At 71.1% G+C, this 20,270-nt stretch carries 21 protein-coding genes; 10 read left to right on the top strand and 11 right to left on the bottom strand.

Translation table 11 applies throughout. The features are described from left to right. Positions 1 to 44 precede the first annotated feature (44 nt). From HD601_RS02985 to HD601_RS03000, 4 genes are read right to left on the bottom strand one after another with little or no spacing between them, the layout of a single operon-like run. Positions 45 to 1,316, bottom strand: coding sequence for an ABC transporter ATP-binding protein (locus tag HD601_RS02985; protein WP_184819188.1), 1,272 nt, complete (start codon positions 1,314 to 1,316; stop codon positions 45 to 47). Positions 1,317 to 1,341: 25 nt separating this feature from the next. After that, entirely contained in the window at positions 1,342 to 2,190 is an 849-nt protein-coding gene (locus tag HD601_RS02990; RefSeq protein WP_184819190.1) for a carbohydrate ABC transporter permease, read from the bottom strand. Then, positions 2,190 to 3,167 (bottom strand): carbohydrate ABC transporter permease, encoded by a 978-nt coding sequence (locus tag HD601_RS02995; protein ID WP_184819192.1) that lies wholly within the window; start codon positions 3,165 to 3,167, stop codon positions 2,190 to 2,192. The genes HD601_RS02990 and HD601_RS02995 overlap by 1 nt, the downstream gene beginning before the upstream one ends. After that, positions 3,164 to 4,450: an extracellular solute-binding protein gene (locus tag HD601_RS03000; protein ID WP_184819194.1), complete on the bottom strand. Its 1,287-nt coding sequence runs from the start codon at positions 4,448 to 4,450 to the stop codon at positions 3,164 to 3,166. The genes HD601_RS02995 and HD601_RS03000 overlap by 4 nt, the downstream gene beginning before the upstream one ends. A gap of 115 nt (positions 4,451 to 4,565) precedes the next feature. Between HD601_RS03000 and HD601_RS03005 the strand changes: the two genes are divergently transcribed. Then, complete coding sequence (locus HD601_RS03005) at positions 4,566 to 5,243, top strand: spermine/spermidine synthase domain-containing protein (RefSeq protein WP_221440498.1); 678 nt, start codon at positions 4,566 to 4,568, stop codon at positions 5,241 to 5,243. Between the two features lie 15 nt (positions 5,244 to 5,258). Here HD601_RS03005 and HD601_RS03010 read toward each other — a convergent pair whose 3' ends face one another. Next, complete coding sequence (locus HD601_RS03010) at positions 5,259 to 6,053, bottom strand: ferritin family protein (protein WP_184819198.1); 795 nt, start codon at positions 6,051 to 6,053, stop codon at positions 5,259 to 5,261. A 196-nt stretch (positions 6,054 to 6,249) separates the two neighbouring features. On the opposite strand from HD601_RS03010, the gene HD601_RS03015 reads away from it, so the two are divergent. Continuing rightward, on the top strand, positions 6,250 to 7,650 hold the full coding sequence (locus HD601_RS03015) for a class II fumarate hydratase (protein WP_184819201.1): 1,401 nt from the start codon (positions 6,250 to 6,252) through the stop codon (positions 7,648 to 7,650). Positions 7,651 to 7,722: 72 nt separating this feature from the next. On the opposite strand, the gene HD601_RS03020 is transcribed toward HD601_RS03015, so the two are convergent. The 3 genes from HD601_RS03020 to HD601_RS03030 all read right to left on the bottom strand — a co-directional run bounded on the left by HD601_RS03020 (position 7,723) and on the right by HD601_RS03030 (position 11,119). Then, a complete protein-coding gene (locus tag HD601_RS03020) occupies positions 7,723 to 8,400 on the bottom strand; it encodes an aggregation-promoting factor C-terminal-like domain-containing protein (protein ID WP_184819203.1) in 678 nt (225 codons plus the stop codon). 260 nt (positions 8,401 to 8,660) lie between these two features. After that, positions 8,661 to 10,004 (bottom strand): RNA 5'-3' helicase PhoH2, encoded by a 1,344-nt coding sequence (gene phoH2, locus HD601_RS35355; RefSeq protein WP_184819205.1) that lies wholly within the window; start codon positions 10,002 to 10,004, stop codon positions 8,661 to 8,663. A gap of 284 nt (positions 10,005 to 10,288) precedes the next feature. Further along, positions 10,289 to 11,119: an SAM-dependent methyltransferase gene (locus tag HD601_RS03030; protein ID WP_184819208.1), complete on the bottom strand. Its 831-nt coding sequence runs from the start codon at positions 11,117 to 11,119 to the stop codon at positions 10,289 to 10,291. A gap of 184 nt (positions 11,120 to 11,303) precedes the next feature. Between HD601_RS03030 and HD601_RS03035 the strand changes: the two genes are divergently transcribed. The 7 genes from HD601_RS03035 to HD601_RS03065 all read left to right on the top strand — a co-directional run bounded on the left by HD601_RS03035 (position 11,304) and on the right by HD601_RS03065 (position 16,905). After that, positions 11,304 to 12,194: a helix-turn-helix domain-containing protein gene (locus HD601_RS03035; RefSeq protein ID WP_184819210.1), complete on the top strand. Its 891-nt coding sequence runs from the start codon at positions 11,304 to 11,306 to the stop codon at positions 12,192 to 12,194. 245 nt (positions 12,195 to 12,439) lie between these two features. After that, positions 12,440 to 13,030 carry a DUF397 domain-containing protein gene (locus HD601_RS36215; RefSeq protein WP_184819212.1) on the top strand — a complete coding sequence of 197 codons (591 nt, stop codon included), beginning with the start codon at positions 12,440 to 12,442 and terminating at the stop codon, positions 13,028 to 13,030. Positions 13,031 to 13,158: 128 nt separating this feature from the next. After that, the gene (locus HD601_RS03045) at positions 13,159 to 13,383 is read left to right on the top strand and encodes a hypothetical protein (RefSeq protein ID WP_184819215.1); all 225 of its coding nucleotides are present in this window, start codon (positions 13,159 to 13,161) and stop codon (positions 13,381 to 13,383) included. Between the two features lie 110 nt (positions 13,384 to 13,493). Next, positions 13,494 to 13,892 carry a VOC family protein gene (locus HD601_RS03050; RefSeq protein WP_184819217.1) on the top strand — a complete coding sequence of 133 codons (399 nt, stop codon included), beginning with the start codon at positions 13,494 to 13,496 and terminating at the stop codon, positions 13,890 to 13,892. Next, positions 13,889 to 15,334: an MFS transporter gene (locus HD601_RS03055; RefSeq protein ID WP_184819219.1), complete on the top strand. Its 1,446-nt coding sequence runs from the start codon at positions 13,889 to 13,891 to the stop codon at positions 15,332 to 15,334. The genes HD601_RS03050 and HD601_RS03055 overlap by 4 nt, the downstream gene beginning before the upstream one ends. Before the next feature lie 27 nt (positions 15,335 to 15,361). Next, the gene (locus tag HD601_RS03060; protein ID WP_343076382.1) at positions 15,362 to 16,321 is read left to right on the top strand and encodes a sigma-70 family RNA polymerase sigma factor; all 960 of its coding nucleotides are present in this window, start codon (positions 15,362 to 15,364) and stop codon (positions 16,319 to 16,321) included. Further along, on the top strand, positions 16,318 to 16,905 hold the full coding sequence (locus tag HD601_RS03065) for a TIGR03086 family metal-binding protein (protein ID WP_184819221.1): 588 nt from the start codon (positions 16,318 to 16,320) through the stop codon (positions 16,903 to 16,905). The genes HD601_RS03060 and HD601_RS03065 overlap by 4 nt, the downstream gene beginning before the upstream one ends. Before the next feature lie 8 nt (positions 16,906 to 16,913). Here the strand turns inward: HD601_RS03065 and HD601_RS03070 are convergent, their stop codons facing one another. Then, the gene (locus HD601_RS03070) at positions 16,914 to 17,675 is read right to left on the bottom strand and encodes an isoprenyl transferase (RefSeq protein WP_184819223.1); all 762 of its coding nucleotides are present in this window, start codon (positions 17,673 to 17,675) and stop codon (positions 16,914 to 16,916) included. A gap of 168 nt (positions 17,676 to 17,843) precedes the next feature. Here HD601_RS03070 and trhA point away from each other — a divergent pair, with 168 nt between their 5' ends. Beyond that, positions 17,844 to 18,530: a PAQR family membrane homeostasis protein TrhA gene (gene trhA, locus HD601_RS03075; RefSeq protein WP_184819225.1), complete on the top strand. Its 687-nt coding sequence runs from the start codon at positions 17,844 to 17,846 to the stop codon at positions 18,528 to 18,530. A 19-nt stretch (positions 18,531 to 18,549) separates the two neighbouring features. On the opposite strand, the gene HD601_RS03080 is transcribed toward trhA, so the two are convergent. Beyond that, a complete protein-coding gene (locus HD601_RS03080; protein WP_184819227.1) occupies positions 18,550 to 19,077 on the bottom strand; it encodes a hypothetical protein in 528 nt (175 codons plus the stop codon). A 47-nt stretch (positions 19,078 to 19,124) separates the two neighbouring features. After that, a complete protein-coding gene (locus HD601_RS03085) occupies positions 19,125 to 20,261 on the bottom strand; it encodes a hypothetical protein (RefSeq protein ID WP_184819229.1) in 1,137 nt (378 codons plus the stop codon). Positions 20,262 to 20,270: the final 9 nt, after the last annotated feature.

The following is a 20,270-nucleotide window of genomic DNA, read 5'->3' on the forward strand; positions in this document are numbered from 1 at the left end:
GATCTACCCCTGAAGAAGGATCGGGGAGACCTCCGGGACACCCCTCAGGACGGTTCTGCGGCCGGCTGGTCCGTCGTGCCCGGGCCCGGAGCCGGCCGGCCGCCGTCGGCCGCGGCCGCGGACTGGTTAGGCTCGGCCTCACCCCGTGACGCCAGCGCCGACACCGTGAGGTTCTCGCCGGACTCCGGGTCGAAGACGTGCACCCGGCGCAGGTCGAGCCAGAGGCTGGCCGGCGTGCCCTCGGGAATGCGGCTGCTGGCGTCGAGCGCGACGACCAGCTGGGTGCGCAGCGCCTCGCTGTCGAGCTCGCGCTCGAGCTCGGCCAGCTGCGCCCGGATGTCCTCGGGCGCCTCGTAGGGCACGTAGGCGTACTGCTCGTTGCCCAGCCACTCGATGACGTCGATGGTGGCGTCGAACACCGCGCCGTGCTCGCGGACGGAGTCGGAGACCACCGAGGCGTCCTCGAACGCCTCGGGCCGGGCGCCGAGGATCACGACCTCGTGGCCGCTGAGGTCCACCGCCCGCGACGAGGGCAGCTTCCACTCGCCGAACGGCGTGTGCAGGCTGTCGCCGGACACCGTCGCCGAGATGAAGTTCATGGGCGGCGACCCGATGAACCCGGCGACGAACAGGTTGACGGGGTTCTCGTACAGCTCGCGCGGCGTGGCGACCTGCTGGATGACGCCGCGGCGCAGCACGACGACGCGGTCGCCGAGCGTCATGGCCTCGACCTGGTCGTGCGTGACGTACACCGTGGTGATGCCGAGCCGCTTCTGCAGCCGCGAGATCTCGGTGCGCATCTGCCCGCGCAGCTTGGCGTCGAGGTTGGACAGCGGCTCGTCGAAGAGGAACGCCTGCGCCTCGCGGACGATGGCCCGGCCCATGGCGACGCGCTGGCGCTGGCCGCCGGAGAGGTTGGCAGGCTTGCGGTCGAGGTGCTCGTTCAGCTCCAGCAGGTCCGAGGCCCGCCGCACCCGCTCGTCGACCTCCTTGTCCGGTGTCTTGGCCAGGCGCAGCGGGAAGGCGATGTTCTCGTAGACGGTGAGGTGCGGGTAGAGCGCGTAGTTCTGGAACACCATCGACAGGTTGCGGTCGCGCGGGGCCTTCTCGTTGACCCGCTCGTCGCCGATGCGCAGCTCGCCGCTGGTGATGTCCTCGAGCCCGACGATCATGCGCAGCAGCGTCGACTTCCCGCAGCCGGACGGCCCGACCAGGATGACGAACTCGCCGTCGGCGATGTCGAGGCTCACGTCCTTGACCGCGTGGAAGCCGTCGCCGTAGCGCTTGTTGATGTCCTTCAGCGTGATGGCAGCCATGGGATCTCCTCCAGTTGCAGCGGGGTCAGCCCTTGACGGCGCCCTGGGTCAGGCCGGACACGATCCGGCGTTGGAACAGCAGGACGAGGATGACGACGGGGATGGTGACGACCACCGCGGCCGCCGCGATGGCGCCGGTCGGTTCCTCGAACTGCGACGCGCCGGTGAAGAACGCCAGCGCCGCGGGGACCGGCCGGGCCGCCTCGGTCGAGGTCAGCGAGATGCCGTAGATGAAGTCGTTCCACGCGATGAAGAACGAGATGATCGCCGTGGTGAACACGCCCGGGGTCGCGAGCGGGACGATGACCTTGCGGAACGCCTGCCACGTGGTGGCGCCGTCGACCTGCGCGGCCTGCTCGAGCTCCCACGGGATCTGACGGAAGAACGCCGACATCGTCCAGATCGAGATCGGCAGCGTCAGCGAGAGGTACGGGATGATCAGGCCGATCCAGGTGTCGTACAGCCCGATGTTGCGCCACAGGTTGAACAGCGGCGTCACGATCGAGATGACCGGGAAGATCGCCACCGCGAGCGCCGTCGTCAGGATCAGCCGCTTCCCCGGGAAGTCGAGACGCGCGATCGCGTACGCCGCGAACATCGCCAGGACGACGGAGATGAACGTGGCGATCAGCGAGATGCCGACGGAGTTGCGCAGCGAGGACAGGAACAGGTCCTGGGCGTCGCCGCGCAGGATGCTGTCGTAGTTGTCGGTGACCCAGTCGGTCGGCAGGAACCGCAGGCTGGCGAGGTCGCTGGGGGTCTTGAAGGACAGCGACACGATCCACGCCACCGGGAACAGCGCGTAGACGATGACGACGACGCCGGCGACCCACCACCAGACCTTGGTCCCGCGCGAGAGCTGACCCTCGTCCATCACCGCTCCCCTCTCGCGCTGGCCAGATCGACCTTGAACAACTTGATGAACAGGAAGCTGATCAGCACGACGCAGAGGAACAGCAGCACCGAGACGGCCGAGCCGAGGCCGATCTCGAGCCGGCTGATCGTCTGTCTGTAGGCGAGGAACGAGACGACCTCGGTGTTGTTGGCGCCCTGGGTCATGATGAAGACGTTGTCGAAGATGCGGAACGCGTCGAGGGTCCGGAACAGCAGCGCGACCATGATCGCGGCCTTCATGTTCGGGATCGTCACCTTGTACAGCCGCTGCCACCAGGTGGCGCCGTCGACCTTCGCCGCCTCCTGCAGGTCCTCGGGCACCTGCGCCAGGCCGGCCAGCAGGAGCAGCGAGATGAACGGCGTCGTCTTCCAGATCTCCGACGCGATGATGACGAACACCGACGTGCCGAACTGGCCGAACCAGTTGGTGTCCTCGCTGATGCCCGGCGCCCAGGCGAACCAGGAGTTCACGAACCCGGAGTCGATGCTGAACGCGTAGAACCAGGCGAACGCCGAGACGACGGTGATGATCGCGTACGGGATGAGGATGGCCGTGCGCAGGATCGGCCGCAGCGTCTTGAGCGCCCGGTGCATGACCAGCGCCAGCGCGAAGCCCAGCACCGCCTCGATGGCCACGGTGATGACGGTGATCAGCACCGTGACGCCGACGGCCCGCCACCAGATCGGGTCGGTCAGCACGACGACGTAGTTGTTCAGCCAGGTGAACTCGCGGGCGTCGGGGTCGGTGAGCCGGTACTTGAACAGCGACTCGTAGAACGCCTGCAGGATGGGGTAGGCGGTGACCAGCAGCATCACCACGAACGCCGGGCCGGCGAGGTACCAGCCGAGGCGCCGTTCGGCCCGGGCCCGGTCGCTGATCGGGACCCGGCCGTTGCCGCCGTCGCCGCCCCCGGCTGCCGCGCTGGTCTCGCCGGCTGCCGCCGATGTCGTGCTCATAGCAGCCTCTCCCCCTTCAGCACCTCGGTGATCAACACGGTGGCCTCCTCAGGCGACGAGTCCGGGGTGACGGAGCTCGGCGGGTGCCAGGTGTTCTGCAGGCCGGTCGAGACCTCGTTGTAGTACGGGGTCTGCGGCCGCGGCGCCGCCGCCTCGAGCGACTCGCGGATGAGGTCGGCCATGGGGAAGGTCTCTTGCACGTCGGGGTCGTCGTAGGCCTCGGTGTTGGACGCCGGGTTGCCGTTGGTGACCATGTAGTACGCCTGGTTGTCCGGCGTGACGATGCACTGCGCGGCCTCGATGGCGAGGTCGGGGTGCTCGCTGAACGCGCCGATGCCGAGGTTGATGCCGCCGTACGGCGGACGCGAGTCCTCGCCCTCGGCGACCGCGGGGTACTGAGCCCAGCCGATGTCGTCGACGAGGGACTGGTCGAGGTTGCCCGCCTCGACGCCGGCCAGCGTGGCCGCCCAGACGAACGGCCAGTTGACCATGAACGAGCCGCGGTCGCCCTGGAAGAGCAGCATGGACGCGTTCTCGTCCTCGTTCGCCAGCCCCGGCCCGCCGAGGCCGTTGCGGGCGATGTTCTCGATGATCTCCGCGGCGGCACGGCCGGCGTCGGTCTCGAGGCCGAGCTGGACCTGGTCGGCCGGAGCCTCGGGGTTGTCGAGGATCTCGCCGCCCGCGGACGTGACCAGTGCGTTGATCCACACCGTCAGCGCCTCGGCCCGGATGCCCTGCACGCCGAGGTACTTGTCCTGCGACTGCGCCGCCTCGATGATCTGCTCCCAGGTGACCGGCTCGTTCTCGGGATCGAGACCGGCCGCCTCGGCCACCGACTTGCGGTACCAGAGCAGCTGGGTGTTCGCCCAGAACGGGACGGCGACCAGCTTGTCGCGCCAGGTGGCGCCGTCGATGGCGCCCTGCACGACGTTCTCGGTGACCGCCTCGGCGACGTCGTCGGGGATCTCGGCGAGGAAACCGGCCTCGGCGAGCTCGGGGATGAACGGCGGGTCGAGACTGATGATGTCGATCGACGAGTCGTTGGCCGCGAGTCGCCGCGCCAACTGCTCGCGCTGCGCCGACGCCTCGCGTGGCAGCAGCGACGTCTTGATCTGGTATGCGCCGTCGGCGGCCTCGGTACATCGGGCGGCCAGTTCCGTCTGGCCGCCGTTGTCCGGATTGATGTACCAGGTCAGGGTGGGGGTGGAATCGTCACCCCCGCACGCGGCTAGCCCGGCCAGCACGACGGCGGCCGCTGCAATGCTGACGGTCCTTCTGCCCACATCGCCTCCCTGGAGCAGACTGCCGCTCCAGGTGACCGCTGCGTCATCGGAGCGTCAGGGTGTGAGTCGAACCTACGACATCGAGCGCCCTCGGTCGAGGACATACCCTCTTCTCGTGTTCGACACCCCGGAGACACTCGCCCGACATGACGGTGTCGACGGCGAGGTGGTCGTACGCCGTCGTTCGACACCCTCCGGACCGGTCTACGAACTGATCGTCAACGGCACCTTCCTCATGGACACCGCCGAGACCTCGACGGAGCGGCTGCTGGCCGAGGTGCTGCTCGACGGGCACCCGTCACCCGAGACGGTGCTGGTGGCCGGACTGGGGTTCGGGTGCACCGTCGCGGCACTGCTGGCCGACTCCCGCGTGCGGCGCGTCGAGGTCGTCGAGCTGGAGCCGACGCTGGTCGACGTGGTGCGCCGCGGCCTGGTGCCGGGCCTCGACGCCGTCCTCGGCGACCCGCGGGTGCGGGTGGTCGTCGACGACGTGCGCGCCGTCCTGCCGGGGCTGACGCCGTCGTCGTACGACGGCATCCTGCTCGACGTCGACAACGGCCCGCACTTCCTCGTGCACGAGGCCAACGCCGACGTGTACGAGCGGCCGCTGCTCACGCTCGCCGCCCGGGCGCTGCGCCCGGGCGGCGTGCTCGCGGTGTGGTCGGCGGCGCCGGCGCCGGTGCTGGCGGGCGTGCTGGCCGACGCCGTCGGCTCGGTCGAGCAGGTGGTGCGGACGGTGCCACGCCAGGGCCGCGACGTCGACTACCACGTCTACGTCGCCCGCCACCCCTGACTCACGGCGACGACGTCAGGCGAGCACCCCCCGGGCGTCGAGCGCGTCCTGGACGATGCGCAGGCCCTCGAGCCCGGGCATCCGCCCGATGTGGTCGTCGATGGTGCGGGCCGCGCGCCGTCCGTCGGGACCGCTCATGAGGTGGCGCAGCACGTGCCGGACCTCGGTCTCCGCCATGACGCCGGAGCCGACCGGTCCCCAGAACTTGCGCAGCGCGAACCGGGCGATCTTCTGCGCCTTGCGGCTGCGGGCCAGCCGGTCGCGGGCCTGGGTGGCGTAGAACGCGACGTGCCGCGCCTCCTGCTTGGCGATGCGCTGGAGCAGCTCGGTCAGGACGGGGTGCTCATCGAGCTGGGCGAGCCGGTTGTAGGCGGTGATGGCCGACCACTCGTTGGCCGCGCCCCAGATCATGTGGACGGCGACGAAGTCCTGGCCGACCACGTTGGCCAGCAGCGACTGCTTGATCGGGTCGAGCTTGTCGCGCCAGCCGAGCTTGAGCCGGGTGGCCTTGAGCTCGTCGTAGTCGACGCTGACGCCGTGCAGTGCCAGCACGGCGGCGAGCGCTTCGCCGTGCCAGAACTCCTCCATGTTCCACATCGTCATGAACGCGGTGACCTGCGGGTCCTTGTGCGACGGCGTCACGAGCATGTCGCGCAGGTAGCAGACGGTGTGGTACTCGACGTCGCACATGTAGCGGAGGCTGCGCAGGGTGTCCGGCGGCAGCGGGTTCGTCCTGAACTCGTCCAGCGGCAGGTCCTGCCACTGCACGGCCTGGGACGTTCGGGTGTAGTCGCGGATGTCGAAGGCCATGTCGTGCCGGGGCGCCGGGTCGGGTCCTCGCCCCGTCCCTCCCTTGGTCCTCGTAAAACGGAGGCTCATTCTTTATAGGTGGAGTATGCCTGTTCACATAGTGCCCAGGCAATGTGCCCCTGATCACCCGGTTTTCCCCTGATTCAGCCCTGACCCCGCCTACTCCCGCCGGCGTACGACCCACCATGATGGGGTCATGAGCGACCAGGAGTACCGCATCGAACACGACACCATGGGCGAGGTACGGGTTCCCGCGGCGGCGAAGTACCGCGCGCAGACCCAGCGCGCCGTCGAGAACTTCCCGATCTCCGGGACGCGCATCGAGCGAGCGCTCATCCATGCGCTGGCCTCCATCAAGGGCGCGGCGGCGCAGGTCAACGCGGAGCTGGGGGTCATCGACGCCGACCTCGCGAAGGCCGTCCACGACGCCGCCACCGAGATCGCGTCCGGCGACCACGACGACCACTTCCCCATCGACGTCTTCCAGACCGGGTCCGGCACGTCGAGCAACATGAACACCAACGAGGTCATCGCGACCCTGGCCACCGAGCGGCTCGGCCAGCCGGTGCACCCGAACGACCACGTCAACGCGTCGCAGTCGAGCAACGACGTCTTCCCGTCGGCCATCCACATCGCCGCCACGCAGGCCGTCGTGCGCGACCTCGTCCCCGCCCTGCAGCACCTCGAGCGCGAGCTGTCCCGCAAGGCCGCCGAGTTCGCCGCCGTCGTCAAGAGCGGACGCACCCACCTCATGGACGCCACGCCGGTCACGCTCGGCCAGGAGTTCGGCGGCTACGCGGCGCAGGTGTCCTACGGCGTCGAGCGGCTCGAGGCCGTCCTGCCGCGCGTCGCCGAGGTCCCGCTGGGCGGCACCGCCGTCGGCACCGGCATCAACACCCCGCCCGGGTTCGCCGCCGCCGTCATCGGCCGCATCGCCGCCGACTCCGGGCTGCCCATCACCGAGGCGCGCAACCACTTCGAGGCGCAGGGCGCCCGCGACGGCCTGGTCGAGCTCTCCGGCCAGCTGCGCACCATCGCGGTCTCGCTCTACAAGATCTCCAACGACGTGCGCTGGATGGGCTCCGGCCCGCGCGCCGGCCTCGCCGAGATCGCGCTGCCGGACCTGCAGCCGGGCTCGTCGATCATGCCGGGCAAGGTGAACCCGGTCATCCCCGAGGCCATGTGTATGGTGTCGGCGCAGGTCATCGGCAACGACGCCGCCGTGGCGTTCTCGGGCGCGGCCGGCAACTTCGAGCTCAACGTGATGCTGCCGGTCATGGCCCGCAACGTGCTCGAGTCGATCCGGCTGCTGGCCAACATCGCGCGGCTGTTCGCCGACCGCTGCGTCGCCGGCATCGAGGCGAACGAGGAGCGCTGCCGCGAGTACGCGGAGTCCTCGCCGTCCATCGTCACGCCGCTCAACCGCTACATCGGCTACGAAGAGGCGGCCAAGGTCGCCAAGCAGGCGCTGGCCGAGCGCAAGACCATCCGGCAGGTCGTCGTCGAGCGCGGCTACGTCGTCAACGGCCAGCTCACCGAGGAGCAGCTCGACCAGGCCCTCGACGTGCTGAGCATGACCCGCCCGCCGTCGGCCTGACGCTGGACGCGCCTCGCCCCCGTCACCGAGTCATCGGTGACGGGGGCGAGGTTTAGTCGTGCGCGGGTCGGCTCAGTACCAGCCGACGTCCTCGGAGTGGGCCCACGCACCGCAGGGCGTGCCGTAGCGGCCCTCGATGTACCAGAGCCCCCACTCGATCTGGGTGACCGGGTTGGTGCGGTAGTCGTCGCCGAACCGGGACATCTTGTCGGCCGGCAGCGACTGCGGGATGCCGTACGCGCCGGACGACGGGTTCTCGGCCGTGTGACGCCAGTTGGACTCGCGGGTCCACAGGTTGTCCAGGCACTGGAACTGGTCGTCGCCCCAGCCGTAGTCGGCCATGAGGGTCCGGGCGGCGGACTGCGGGTCGTCGATGGCCCGCTCGAGCGACCGGGCGGCGGCCTCGGCCGCGGCCTGACGTTCGGCCTCCGCGGCGGCGGCCGCTTCGGCCTCGGCCTTCGCCTTCGCCTCGGCTTCCGCCTTGGCCTGGGCGGCGGCCTCTTCGGCCTGCACCTGGGCCTCGGCTGCCGCGGCGAGATCACGCTCGAGCGACGGGCGCTCGGGGGCCTGGGCCTTGGCGCCGACCTCCGGGAGTGCCGCCTGCTGGTGCCGTTCGGCGGTCACAGCGGTGGTGGCGGAGCCGGTGGAATCGACGAGCCACCCCGTGAAGAGGGTGGCGAGGACGGTGATCGATGCGAGGATGCCGAGTCCGACGGAGACCCGGCGCAGACGCCTGCGTCTTCGATGCACGAGGGGGCATACCTTTCCTGTAGGGCCCCAACACCTTGCAATGGAATCGTGACCTCTGCCAACTCCGCGGCGTGTCACACGGGCGATCGTGACGCTTCCAGGCCCGGGCGCGTCCACCCACGCAGGCCGCAGCTGACGCCGTCGTCACCAGGCAGGTTCATATGCGCTCACCAGCGGAAACTCCCGTGCCACCACCCTCGGCGGGGCGGTAGCACGGGAGTACCGGATATAGCTGACGAATCAACGAAATGAGACTTCGCTCACCCGGGCATGCGCTCGAGCATCTCGGTGACCAGAGCAGCGATCGGCGAGCGCTCCGAACGGGTCAGCGTGACGTGGGCGAACAGCGGGTGGCCCTTGAGCTTCTCGGCCACCGCGACGACGCCGTCGTGCCGGCCGACGCGCAGGTTGTCGCGCTGGCCGACATCGTGGGTGAGGACGACGCGGGAGTTGCTGCCGATGCGCGACAGGACGGTCAGCAGCACGTTGCGCTCCAGCGACTGCGCCTCGTCGACGATGACGAAGGAGTCGTGCAGCGACCGGCCGCGGATGTGGGTGAGCGGGAGCACCTCGAGCATGCCCCGCTCGACCACCTCGTCGATGACGTCCTGCGTGGTCAGCGCGCCGAGGGTGTCGAAGACCGCCTGCGCCCAGGGGTTCATCTTCTCGGACTCGCTGCCCGGCAGGTAGCCGAGGTCCTGGCCGCCGACGGCGTACAGCGGCCGGAACACGACGACCTTCTTGTGCACCCGGCGCTCCATGACCGCCTCGAGGCCCGCGCACAGCGCCAGCGCCGACTTGCCGGTGCCGGCCCGGCCGCCCAGCGAGACGATGCCGACCTCTTCGTCGAGCAGCAGGTCCAGCGCGATGCGCTGCTCCGCGGAACGGCCGTGCAGGCCGAACGCCTCGCGGTCGCCGCGCACCAGCTTGACCCGCTTGTCCGCCGTCATGCGGCCCAGCCCGCTGCCGCGCTCGCTGTGCAGCACCAGTCCGGTGTGGCAGGGCAGGTCACGCGCCTGCTCGAGGTCGGCGTACCCGTTCTCGTACAGCTCGTCGAGCAGGCTGCCGGCCACCTCGAGCTCGGTCATGCCGGTCCAGCCGGACTCGATGACGGTCTCGGCGCGGTACTCCTCGGCGTGCAGGCCGACCGACGAGGCCTTGACCCGCATCGGGAGGTCCTTGGAGACCAGCGTGACGTCGTTGCCCTCGGCGGCCAGGTTGCGCGCCACCGCGAGGATGCGGGAGTCGTTGTCGCCGAGCCGGAAACCGGCCGGTAGCACCTCGGGATCGGTGTGGTTCAGTTCCACGCGGACCGTGCCGTCGTCGTCGCCGACCGGTATGGGGTCGTCGAGGCGGCCGTGCTCCACCCTGAGCTCGTCGAGCAGCCGCAGCGCCGCTCGAGCGAAATAACCCAGCTCTGGATGGTGGCGCTTGGCCTCGAGTTCGGTGATCACCACGATCGGCAGGACGACCTCGTGCTCAGCGAAGCGGAGGATCGCGTACGGGTCGGCCAGCAGCACGCTCGTATCGAGCACGTAGGTGCGGCGAGCCGGCTCCTGCCGGGTGGTGCGACGACGGGGGGTCTGGTTCTTGGAAGCGGCCACGTCCGTCTCCCTCACGCCTGAATGCACCCTGATGGATCAGGCGTCTGTGTCGCGCGGAGTGCCGGGACCGAGCCCACTGGGCCGGGTGCCGGCCCTCCGTTCGCGCCATGGTGTCAGCACGTAGGACGGGCCTCCCGAGCGGCCGGCTACCCACCGTCCGCCACTCCCAAGATTACCGTCAGGCATGACCCCAGCGATAGGACACGCCTGAACGCCCCGTGAACGATGTGTTGCGCCGGCCGGTGGGACCGGCCGGCGCAACGGGCAGTGAGAGGGACTGGCGATCAGCGCTTGATGCCGACACCACCGGCGATGCACTCCTGGGCCTGGCTCAGCGGCTCGAGCTGAGGGCCGTCGGGCCACCAGTCGGCGCACCGGGTGACGCCCGGGTCGATCAGCTCGAGGCCGTCGAACAGCTCGACGATCTCATCGTGGGTGCGGAACGTGCCCGAGCCCATGGGGCTGCCCCGGAAGTGCTCCTCCATGTGCCGCGCGACGGAGCTGTACTGGTTCTCGGGGTCGAGGAAGTGCGAGATCGCGACGTACGACCCAGTGGGCAGCGCGTCGATGTAGGTCTTCATCAGCTCCGCCGGACCCTCCTTCGGGCCCTCGAAGTGGTGCAGCGTGCCGAACTGCAGGAAGCCGATCGGCTCGGAGAAGTCGAGGTGCTTGCGCACCACCGGGTTCTCGAGCAGCTCCTGGGGCTCGAAGATGTCGGCCGCGACGAAGTGGGTGTAGGCGTTCTCCTCGAGCAGCGCCCGGCCGTGCGCCAGCACCACGGGGTCGTTGTCGACGTAGACGACCCGCGCCTCGGGGTCGAACCGCTGGACGACCTGGTGGACGTTCTCAGCCGTCGGCAGGCCGGACCCGCAGTCGAGAAACTGCTTGATGCCGGCCCGGGAGGCCAGGAACCGGGTGGCCCGGTTGAGGAACCCGCGGTTGTCGATGGCGAGGTCGCGCGCCTCGGGCGCGGCCTGGGCGACCCGGCGGAACACCTCGCGGTCGATCTCGTAGTTGTCGGTGCCGCCGAGGAACGCGTCGTACACGCGAGCGATGCTCGCGCGGCTGGGATCCACGCCGACGGGTACGCGAGCTGCTCGAGGAGCATCAGGCATTGGTCAGTCCTTGCTCTAGACCCGGGTTTCGATCGCCCATAGCGTAGGTGTGGTTGATCATCGACGCAATGGCGTCGTCCACAACGTGTCACGGTCACCCGCATCCGCCTGTGAGCCTGGATCATGACGCCGCCACTCCCTAAGATGGAGTGGTTGCGGTGGATCGGACGAGGAAGGCGCGCACATGGCGAGCGTTGACGCGGCTGGCAACAGCCCGGTCGATGCGCGGACGAGCGCGCCCACCGCACGTCGCATGGTCCTGGGCGCCCAGCTGCGCCGCCTGCGCGAGGCCGCCGAGCTGTCGCGCGCCGACGCCGGCTTCACCATCCGCGCCTCCGAGTCGAAGATGAGCCGCCTCGAGGCCGGCAAGGTCTCCTTCAAGGAGCGCGACGTCGCCGACCTCCTGACCACCTACGGCGTCAACGACCCCGTCGAGCGCGAGGCGTTCCTCGACCTCGTCAAGCAGTCCAACCAGCAGGGCTGGTGGCACCGCTACAACAACGTCATCCCGGGCTGGTTCAACGACTTCGTCGGGCTCGAGGAGTCCGCGTCGCTCATCCAGTCCTACGAGCACCAGTTCGTCCCCGGCCTGCTCCAGACCGAGGACTACGCCCGCGCCGTCATGACCCACGGCCGCCCGCAGCACGCCACCGACGACATCGAGCAGCGCATCGACGTGCGCCGGCGCCGCCAGCGCATCCTCGCCCGCCCCGGCGCGCCGCACCTGTGGGTGGTTCTCGACGAGTCGGTGCTGCACCGCCCGGTCGGCGGCCGCAAGGTGCTCAGCGGCCAGATCGCCGCCCTGCTCGAGGCGAGCAGCCTGCCGCACATCACGGTGCAGATCGTCACCTTCGAGCGCAACTCCAACGCCGCCGAAGGCGCCTTCACCATGCTCAAGTTCGCCGAGAAGGAACTGCCGACGCTCGTCTACATCGAGCACCTCACCGGCGCGCTCTACCTCGACCGCCTCGACGAGGTCGAGACCTACGGCCGCGTCCTCGACACCCTCGCCGTCGAGGCCGAGACGCCCGAGGACAGCCGCCAGATCCTCGCGAAGCTCCGCAGCGACATCTGATTCCGCTGCTCGGGTTCGCGCCCGCGGCGCACGCCCGCGACGCACATCGTGTGCACGCCGGCAGCGAAACGATCATCTTGCTCACGCCACCTCCACGCCCTCTGCGCTACCCGCACGCCCCACGCGCAAACCGTACGAACGGATGATCGCGTGCATCTGCACATGCACGCGATCAGTGCTACATTCGTATGCACCGGCAAGTGCACGTTTCTGCTTGGTCGACGCGGCCCTGGGAGATGAGCGGCATGGACTCGATCGTCAATGGCATCACGGCCTCGGAGATCCCCCATGCCGTCTGGCGCAAGAGCAGCAAGAGCGGCGCGCAGGGCAACTGCGTCGAGGTCGCTCCGCTGCCCACCGGCACCATCGCGGTGCGCAACTCGCGCCACCCCGACGGCCCCGCGCTGATCTTCACGCCCGACGAGATGACGGCGTTCGTCGACGGCGCCAAGGCCGGCGAGTTCGATGTCACGCCGGCGTCCGAGGCCCCGCAGGTACCCACGTCCTGGGTCGACGAGAACACGCCGCCGCGCTACCAGGCCATCGGCAACGAGCTCGAGAACCTGACCGGACGGCTGCTCGAGGGTGACACCGTCCTCGACCGCGACTCCTCGGAGCGCCTGGTGCGCCTGCTGAGCGGCGTCGCCCAGCTCCAGCAGCTGCACCGCGTCGACAGCAACGGCCACTGCACCATCTGCCGGACGAAGTCGCGGCGCTGGCCGTCGCGGCAGAACGAGTGCTCCGTCCACACCGCGCTGAGCACCTACCTGGGCCGGTCGCTGACCATGCCCGCCGTGCCGGACGAGACGGCCGGCACCACTCGCCGCTCAGGGTGACCCACCGCGCGGCCGTTCCGCGGGGGATCACCGGCGATCTGAGAGGACGAGATGCTCACGGCACTACTGCACCACCCCGTCGGCCGGCCGGCCGAACGGGTCGGCGGGTTCGCGGGCGAGGCCTGTCCATGAGTGCGGCGAACGAGGCGGCCGAGCAGCGTTTCGCACCGGCCTACCGTGCCCACTGCCCCACCTGTCACAAGTCCGGACGCGAGTTCACGTCGTACGGCAACGCCGAAGAGGCCGCCCGCGGCCATGCGGGCAAGCACATCCACACGACCTACGTGCTCGACCAGTACGGCATCCGGGTCATCGGCTCCGTCCAGCGCCCGGGCGGCGATCCCCAGCCGTGACGGCATCCGGCCCCGTCACGCCGATTCACTGATCTCCTCGTCCCGCGACCGATGACTCTCGGCCGCTCGCCGGGTCTGTCCTAGTGAGAGACCCGACGAGAGGATTCATCATGAGTGGCGCCACCCTCGCCAGCATCCTGCTGTCCAGCACCGACCCCGACCGGCTGGGCGCCTGGTACGCCGCGGCGGTCACGCCCGCCGACGACGCACGCGTCGACACCTACCGGATCCTGCGCTACGGCGACTTCCACCTGATGATCGACCAGCGCGACGACGTCGGCCCGAAGAACCCGGAGCCCGGCCGCATCATCCTCAACTTCGACGTCGACGACGCGCGCGCGGTCGTGGCCCGGCTGGACGAGATGGGCGCGACCTGGCTGTCCCCGCTGGAGGACCGCGACGGCAGCCTGTTCGCCACGGCGGTCGACCCGGACGGCACCTACGTCCAGTTCATCCAGATCAGCGCGGAGCACCGGGCGCAGCTCGCGTCGGCGAGGGACGCGACATGACGGCGGCGACGGATCGGCGCTGGCTCGCGCTGACCGTCGTCGCGGCCGCGTTCTTCATGGGCGTTCTCGACTCCACCAGCGTGTTCACGGCGCTGCCGTCGATCGCCGACGACCTGGACTTCTCGGCGGCGGGCATCCAGTGGGTGGTGACGGCGTACGGCGTCACCGTCGGCGGGCTGATGCTGTTCGGCGGACGCCTGGCCGACCTGCTGGGCCGCCGCCGCGTCTTCATGGCCGCGGTCACGACGTTCGCGGCGGCGTCACTGCTGTGTGGGCTGGCGTGGTCGGCCGAGGTGCTGGTCGCCGCGCGGACGCTGCAGGGCGTCGGCGCCGCGGTGCTGACGCCGGCCGGGCTGTCGTTGCTGATGACGGTGTTCCCGGAGGGCACGGACCGGCACCGGGCGCTGGGCGTCTGGGGCGGGCTCGGCGGTGTCGGCGCGACGGCGGGCCTGCTGCTCGGCGGCGTGCTGACCGACGGACCGGGCTGGTCGTGGATCTTCTTCGTCAACGTCCCGGTCTGCGTGCTCGTCCTGGTGCTGAGCCCCGCGCTGCTGCCGGAGAGCCGCGACCGCGACGTGCCGCGGCGCTTCGACCTGGCCGGCGCGGTGACGGTGACGGCGGCGCTCGCGTTGTTCGTCTACACGATGTTCGACGCCGCGGAGTCCGGCCGCCCGACGGCGCGGACGGCGGTCCTGCTGGCCGCCGCGGTGGCGCTGGGCGCGCTGTTCGTGCGGATCGAGGCGCGCGCGACCGCGCCGCTCGTGCCGCTGCGGATCTTCCGGTCGCGGACGCTGGTCGGCGGCAATCTGGTCGTGCTGGTGGCCGGGGTCGCGGTCGACGGCATGCTCGTGCTGGTCACCATCTACGCCCAGCAGGTGCTCGGCTTCACCGCGCTGCAGTTCGGGCTGGCGGTCGCGGTCATGACGGTCGCGTCGGTCGGCAGCGTCGCGCTCAGCCAGCACCTGGTGACGAAGGCCGGGTTCGGTCCGGTCGCGCTCGGCGGCACGATCGCCCTCGGGGTCGCGTTGCTGCTGCTCAGCGGGGTCTCGGCCGGCGGGACGTTCGCCGGCGACCTGCTGGCCGGGCTGCTCCTCTTCGGCGTGGGCATGGGCGGCGCGTTCGTCGCCTCGCAGATCGCGGCGCTGGCCGACGTCGCGCCGGAGGAGTCCGGGCTGGCGTCCGGGCTGGAGGAGACGTCGTTCACCATCGGCTCGACGCTGGGTGTGGCGATGCTGACCGCTGTCGCCGTCGCCCGGGCCGACGACCTCACCGCCGGCGGCACCGACCCGCTGGAGGCCCTGACGGCGGGCGCGCAGACCGGGTTCCTGGTCGCCGCAGGGATCACCGCGCTCGGCGCGCTGGCGGCCATCACCCTGCTGTGGCGGCGGCGAACCCCGGAGGCGACCACGACGGCGCCTCAGCGGACGCCGTCGGCGGCGTAGGGTCGGGACAGGATCAGGAGGCGACAGGTGCAGACCACCACCACGGACGAGTCGCACGGCGACTTCCAGCAGCTCGCCCAGCCCTACCGGCGCGAGCTGCTCGCGCACTGCTATCGCATGCTCGGCTCGGTCCACGACGCCGAGGACCTCGTGCAGGAGACCTACCTGCGGGCGTGGCGCGCCTACGACCGGTTCGAGGACCGGTCGTCGCTGCGCACCTGGCTCTACCGCATCGCGACGAACGCCTGCCTGTCGGCGCTCGAGGGCCGCAACCGACGGCCGCTGCCGACCGGCCTCGGCGGGCCCAGCACCGAACCGGCCGGCGACCTGCTGGAACGGTCCGAGGTGCCATGGCTGGAGCCGTTACCCGACCCCGCCACCGTCGTCACGTCGCGCGAGACCGTGCGTCTGGCGCTCGTCGCGGCGCTGCAGCACCTGCCGCCGCGGCAGCGGGCCGTGCTCGTGCTGCGCGACGTGCTGAGGTGGAAGGCCGCCGAGGTGGCCGACCTGCTCGAGACGTCGCCGGCGGCGGTCAACAGCATGCTGCAGCGGGCGCACGCCCAGCTCGACAAGGTCGCGCCTTCCGAGGACGACGTCGTCGAGCCGCTGACGCCGGAGCTTCAAGAACTGCTCGACCGCTACGCCACGGCGTTCGAGAACTACGACGTCGACGCCATCGTGCGCCAGCTCACCGAAGACGCCGTCTGGGAGATGCCGCCGTTCGCCGCCTGGTTCGTCGGGCCGGCCGACATTGGCGAGCTGATCCTCGTCCAGTGCCCCATGAAAGCCCCCGGCGACCTCCGCATCGTGCCCACCTCCGCCAACGGCCAGCCGGCACTCGCCCAGTACCTGCGCGGCGACGACGGCGTCCACCGTCCGTTCGCGATCCAGGTCGTCACCGTCGGCGCGGCCGGCATCACGCACGTGGCGCAGTTCTTCGACACGAGCCTGTTCCCGCTGTTCGGACTGCCGGACGTCCTGACATGACCGGGCCGCCGGCGCCGGGCGACGCCCTCGAGCTGCTGGAACGGTCCCTCGCCTACACGACGGTCAGCCTCGGGCTGGTCCGGCCGGCGCTGCTGGCGCGGCCCACCCCGTGCGCCGGCTGGGACCTGCGCGCGCTGCTGCGGCACATGGACGACTCCCTGCTCGCGCTCATCGAGGCGACGGGCACCGGCCGGGTGCGACTCGGGCTTGGGTCCGAGGCTGCCGGAGGGGCGTCCGACCCGGTACGGACGCTGCGGGAACGGGCGTGTCTGCTGCTCGGCCGGGTCGCCGCGGCCACCGGGCCGGACGTCGTCGCCGTCGGGGACCGGCAGCTCGCCGCACGGGCCGTCGCCGTCACCGGGGCGCTGGAGATCGCCGTCCACGGCTGGGACGTCGCCCGGGCCTGCGGCGCCGACCGGCCGCTGCCGCCGTCGTTCGCGCTGCGCCTGCTCGAGGTCTCGGCCCTGCTCGTCGACGATGCCGACCGGCCGGTCCGGTTCGCGCCACCCGTCCTCGTGCCCGACGGCGACGGCCCCGGCCCGCGGCTGCTCGCCTTCCTGGGCCGCGACCCCGTGGCGGCCTAGGACACGCCCTAGCGGCCGTAGCGGCGCTCGCGCTCGCTGTAGGAGCGCAGCGCGCGGAGGAAGTCGACCCGGCGGAAGTCGGGCCAGAGCGCCTCGCAGAAGTAGAACTCCGAGTTCGCGCTCTGCCAGAGCATGAAGCCGGAGAGCCGCTGCTCGCCGCTGGCGCGGATGACGAGGTCGGGGTCGGGCTGCCCCTTGGTGTAGAGGTGCTCGGCGATGCCCTCGACGGTGACCACCTCGGCCACCTCCTCGACCGAAGCCCCGCGCGCGGCGTGCTCGTGCAGCAGGGCCCGGACCGCGTCGGCGATCTCGCGCCGGCCGCCGTAGCCGACCGCGACGTTGACGTGCATGCCGTCGATCTCGCGGGTGCGGTCGGCGGCCTCTTTGATGACGGTGGCGGTGCGCGGCGGCAGCAGGTCGAGCGCCCCCATGGGGTAGACCCGCCAGCGCCCGCTGGCCGCGATGTCCTCGATGAGGTTCTCGATGATGCCGAGCAGCGGCACCAGCTCGTCCTCGGGGCGCTCGAGGTTGTCGGTCGAGAGCATCCAGAGCGTCACGACGCGGACGTCGAGCTCGTCGCACCAGCCGAGGAACTCGCGCGCCTTCTCGGCACCGGCCTGGTGGCCGCTGGAGGTCGGCGCGCTCAGGGCCCGCGCCCAGCGGCGGTTGCCGTCCATGAGGACGGCGACGTGCTGCGGCAGCCGACCGCGGTCGAGGTGCCGCTGGATGCGCTTCTCGTAGATGCGGTAGACCAGGTCGGGCAGACCCATCGACCGATGCACCTCCAGCATCGTGTGGCTGCTCGCCGGATGTCCCTTCTTCCCCGCCAGAGAGTACTCTCCCGCGCCCCATGTGCGGTGAATGCACGGCTAACGCTGACCGCGAGGTCGAATGTCGCGCAAGTCCCCCACGCCAGGAAAGGCAGTACCGTGGGGTTCATGACGTTCGACGATCAGGTGCGCGAGGTCGTGGCCGCGGTCAAGCCGCGCCTGCGGGGCTGGCTGCACGCCGGGACGTTCCCGGTGGCCGTGCTCGCGGGCATCGTGCTGATCGTCCTGGCGCCGACCACGCAGGTGCGGGTCAGCGCCGCCATCTACACAGTCACGGCCGCCCTGCTGTTCGGCATCAGCGCCGTGTACCACCGCGGCCACTGGTCGCCGCGGGCGCACGCCGTGCTGCGGCGCTTCGACCACGCCAACATCTTCCTGATCATCGCCGGCACGTACACGCCGTTCACCCTGCTCGTGCTGCCCGAGAACGACGCGACGGTGCTGCTCTGGCTGGTGTGGGCGGGTGCGTTGCTGGGGGTGCTGTTCCGGGTGTTCTGGACCGGCGCGCCCCGCTGGCTCTACGTGCCCATCTACGTCGCGCTGGGCTGGGCGGCGGTGTTCTGGCTGCCCGAGTTCGCCAGCCACGGCGGCGCGGCGGTGGCCACGCTGATCATCGTCGGCGGGCTCATGTACACCCTCGGCGCCATCGCCTACGCCATGAAGCGGCCCAACCCGTCGCCACGCTGGTTCGGGTTCCACGAGGTCTTCCACGCCTTCACGCTGGCCGGGTTCGCCAGCCACCACGTCGGCATCTGGCTGGCCGCCTTCGGCGTCGGCGCGGTCGCCGCTACCTGATCCCGGGCGCCTCGAACCGTCACTCGGTGACGGGGCCGGTGGCGCGGACCTCCTCGACGCGGGTGAGCGCCTCGCGCAGGTCGGTGAGCCAGGTGTCGGCGTTCTTCCCGACCAGCTTGACGCACCAGGCCAGGGCCTCGGAACGCGACCGCGCGACCCCGGCCTCGACCAGGGTGTCCAGCACCTGCCGCTCGGGCTGGCGCAGGCGGGTCATGACGGGCGCCGCCAGCCGGGTGAACAGCTCGCGCCGGTCGCCGCAGTCGACGCCCCAGGCGACCTTGCGGTCGCTGCGGTGCTCGAGCTCGCGGGCGATCTCGATGCGCCGCTCGCGGGTGGACTCGCGGAACGCGCTGATGCGGCCGGACAGCGCCGCCTCACGCTCGACGTCGGAGACGCCCTCGGTGCTCGGGGCCGGGATGCGGCCGACGACGGTGATCTCCTCGCGGTCGACGGTGACCTCGAGCGGGCCCTCGAACCAGTCGTCCGGGAGCCGGCCGGTGAGCCAGCCCCGGATCCTCTCGACGGTGTCATCACTGCGGTTGCACATGTTGCGATGATTACAGAATTACGCAGCAACGGACCAGGGCTGTCCGCTCACGGCGTAGCGGCCGTCAGCAGGGCGCGCGAGAGCCCCCGCCAGCGCGGCCGGAACGCGTACTCGCCGGCCAGCCGGAGCCTGGCCGCGCGCTCGTAGGCCGGCACCCGCGCCAGCGTTGCCTCGTCCGGCCCCAGCCCCTTCAGCACCGCCGTCCGCGCCACCCGGGCCCGCGACGGCGTCAGCTCGCCCTGGGCGACCCGCAGCTCGATGCGGACCAGCAGGTTCGCCACGCCACGGGCCAGTTCGCCGACGGCGACCGCCTCGAGCCCGAACAGGCCGATGCCGCCGCCCGGAAGGAGCACCACCTGCGCGTCGGTGACATCGGGGCAGGTGAGCCCAGCCGGCCCCGGCGCGCCGGCGACCAGGTCCGCCAGCACCGACTCGACGTCGACCGGCTGCAGCAGCCCGTACTCGGCGGCCGGGCGGAGCCAGCGGGTCGCCAGCGTGACCTCAGCCGCGGCGTCGTGCGTGCCGGCGCTGGTCAGCGCCAGCACCCGCGGCGCGTCGTGCAGCAGCCGCAGCGCCGCGCCGAGCCGCTGCCACGCCGCGGCGAGCTCGCCGGCGGCCACCGACCGGTCCGCGCCCGCCGCGGCCAGCGTCGGCCCGGGCACCGCGGACAGCACCAGGACGCCGTCGCCGAGCGGCCAGTCCTGCACGGCGGGCAGCGTCGCCGTGCCGTGCAGCAGCCCGGCCAGTCCGCCGAGCCGGCGGCCGAGACCGGCGTCGACGCCGGGACGGACCACCGTCGCGTAGTACACGTCGCCGTCGCCGCTGAGCCGCACGACCGCCCGCTGCTCCGGGCGGTGCGCCAGTATCCGGCTGCCCGGCCACGAGACCAGCCCGGCCGGTGCCGTCAGCCGCCGGTCGGCGCCGTCGGGATGCAGCACGATCCCGTGGCCGGGCACGTCCAGCGCGCCGCGCGTGGCCGCGAACACCTCGGCCCGGCGGATCGCGTCGGCGAACCACTGCCCGGCGATACGCCCGCCGCCGGGCGTCTCGAACTCCAGCAGCACGTGCCAGTCGTCGTGCGGCCAGGCGCGGCGCAGGGTGAGCTCGGCGCCGGTGACGGGATGGGTCAGCCGGTCCGGGTGCCGGACGCGGTCGGCCGGGCGCGCGTGGTGCGGGTGTCTCACGCAGGCTCC

The sequence above is a fragment of the Jiangella mangrovi genome, assembly GCF_014204975.1.
GTDB classification, from domain to species: domain Bacteria; phylum Actinomycetota; class Actinomycetes; order Jiangellales; family Jiangellaceae; genus Jiangella; species Jiangella mangrovi.

Bases quoted from the DNA above. Each gene is read 5' to 3' on its own strand.
- HD601_RS03045 (WP_184819215.1), top strand. From the start codon at position 13,159: ATGAGTGCGGCGAACGAGGCGGCCGAGCAGCGTTTCGCACCGGCCTAC.
- HD601_RS03065 (WP_184819221.1), top strand. From the start codon at position 16,318: ATGACCGGGCCGCCGGCGCCGGGCGACGCCCTCGAGCTGCTGGAACGG.
- HD601_RS03035 (WP_184819210.1), top strand. From the start codon at position 11,304: ATGGCGAGCGTTGACGCGGCTGGCAACAGCCCGGTCGATGCGCGGACG.
- HD601_RS03070 (WP_184819223.1), bottom strand. From the start codon at position 17,675: ATGGGTCTGCCCGACCTGGTCTACCGCATCTACGAGAAGCGCATCCAG.
- trhA (WP_184819225.1), top strand. From the start codon at position 17,844: ATGACGTTCGACGATCAGGTGCGCGAGGTCGTGGCCGCGGTCAAGCCG.
- HD601_RS02995 (WP_184819192.1), bottom strand. From the start codon at position 3,167: ATGAGCACGACATCGGCGGCAGCCGGCGAGACCAGCGCGGCAGCCGGG.
- HD601_RS03010 (WP_184819198.1), bottom strand. From the start codon at position 6,053: ATGGCCTTCGACATCCGCGACTACACCCGAACGTCCCAGGCCGTGCAG.
- HD601_RS36215 (WP_184819212.1), top strand. From the start codon at position 12,440: ATGGACTCGATCGTCAATGGCATCACGGCCTCGGAGATCCCCCATGCC.
- HD601_RS03015 (WP_184819201.1), top strand. From the start codon at position 6,250: ATGAGCGACCAGGAGTACCGCATCGAACACGACACCATGGGCGAGGTA.
- HD601_RS03080 (WP_184819227.1), bottom strand. From the start codon at position 19,077: ATGTGCAACCGCAGTGATGACACCGTCGAGAGGATCCGGGGCTGGCTC.
- HD601_RS02985 (WP_184819188.1), bottom strand. From the start codon at position 1,316: ATGGCTGCCATCACGCTGAAGGACATCAACAAGCGCTACGGCGACGGC.
- HD601_RS03030 (WP_184819208.1), bottom strand. From the start codon at position 11,119: ATGCCTGATGCTCCTCGAGCAGCTCGCGTACCCGTCGGCGTGGATCCC.
- HD601_RS03050 (WP_184819217.1), top strand. From the start codon at position 13,494: ATGAGTGGCGCCACCCTCGCCAGCATCCTGCTGTCCAGCACCGACCCC.
- HD601_RS02990 (WP_184819190.1), bottom strand. From the start codon at position 2,190: ATGGACGAGGGTCAGCTCTCGCGCGGGACCAAGGTCTGGTGGTGGGTC.
- HD601_RS03055 (WP_184819219.1), top strand. From the start codon at position 13,889: ATGACGGCGGCGACGGATCGGCGCTGGCTCGCGCTGACCGTCGTCGCG.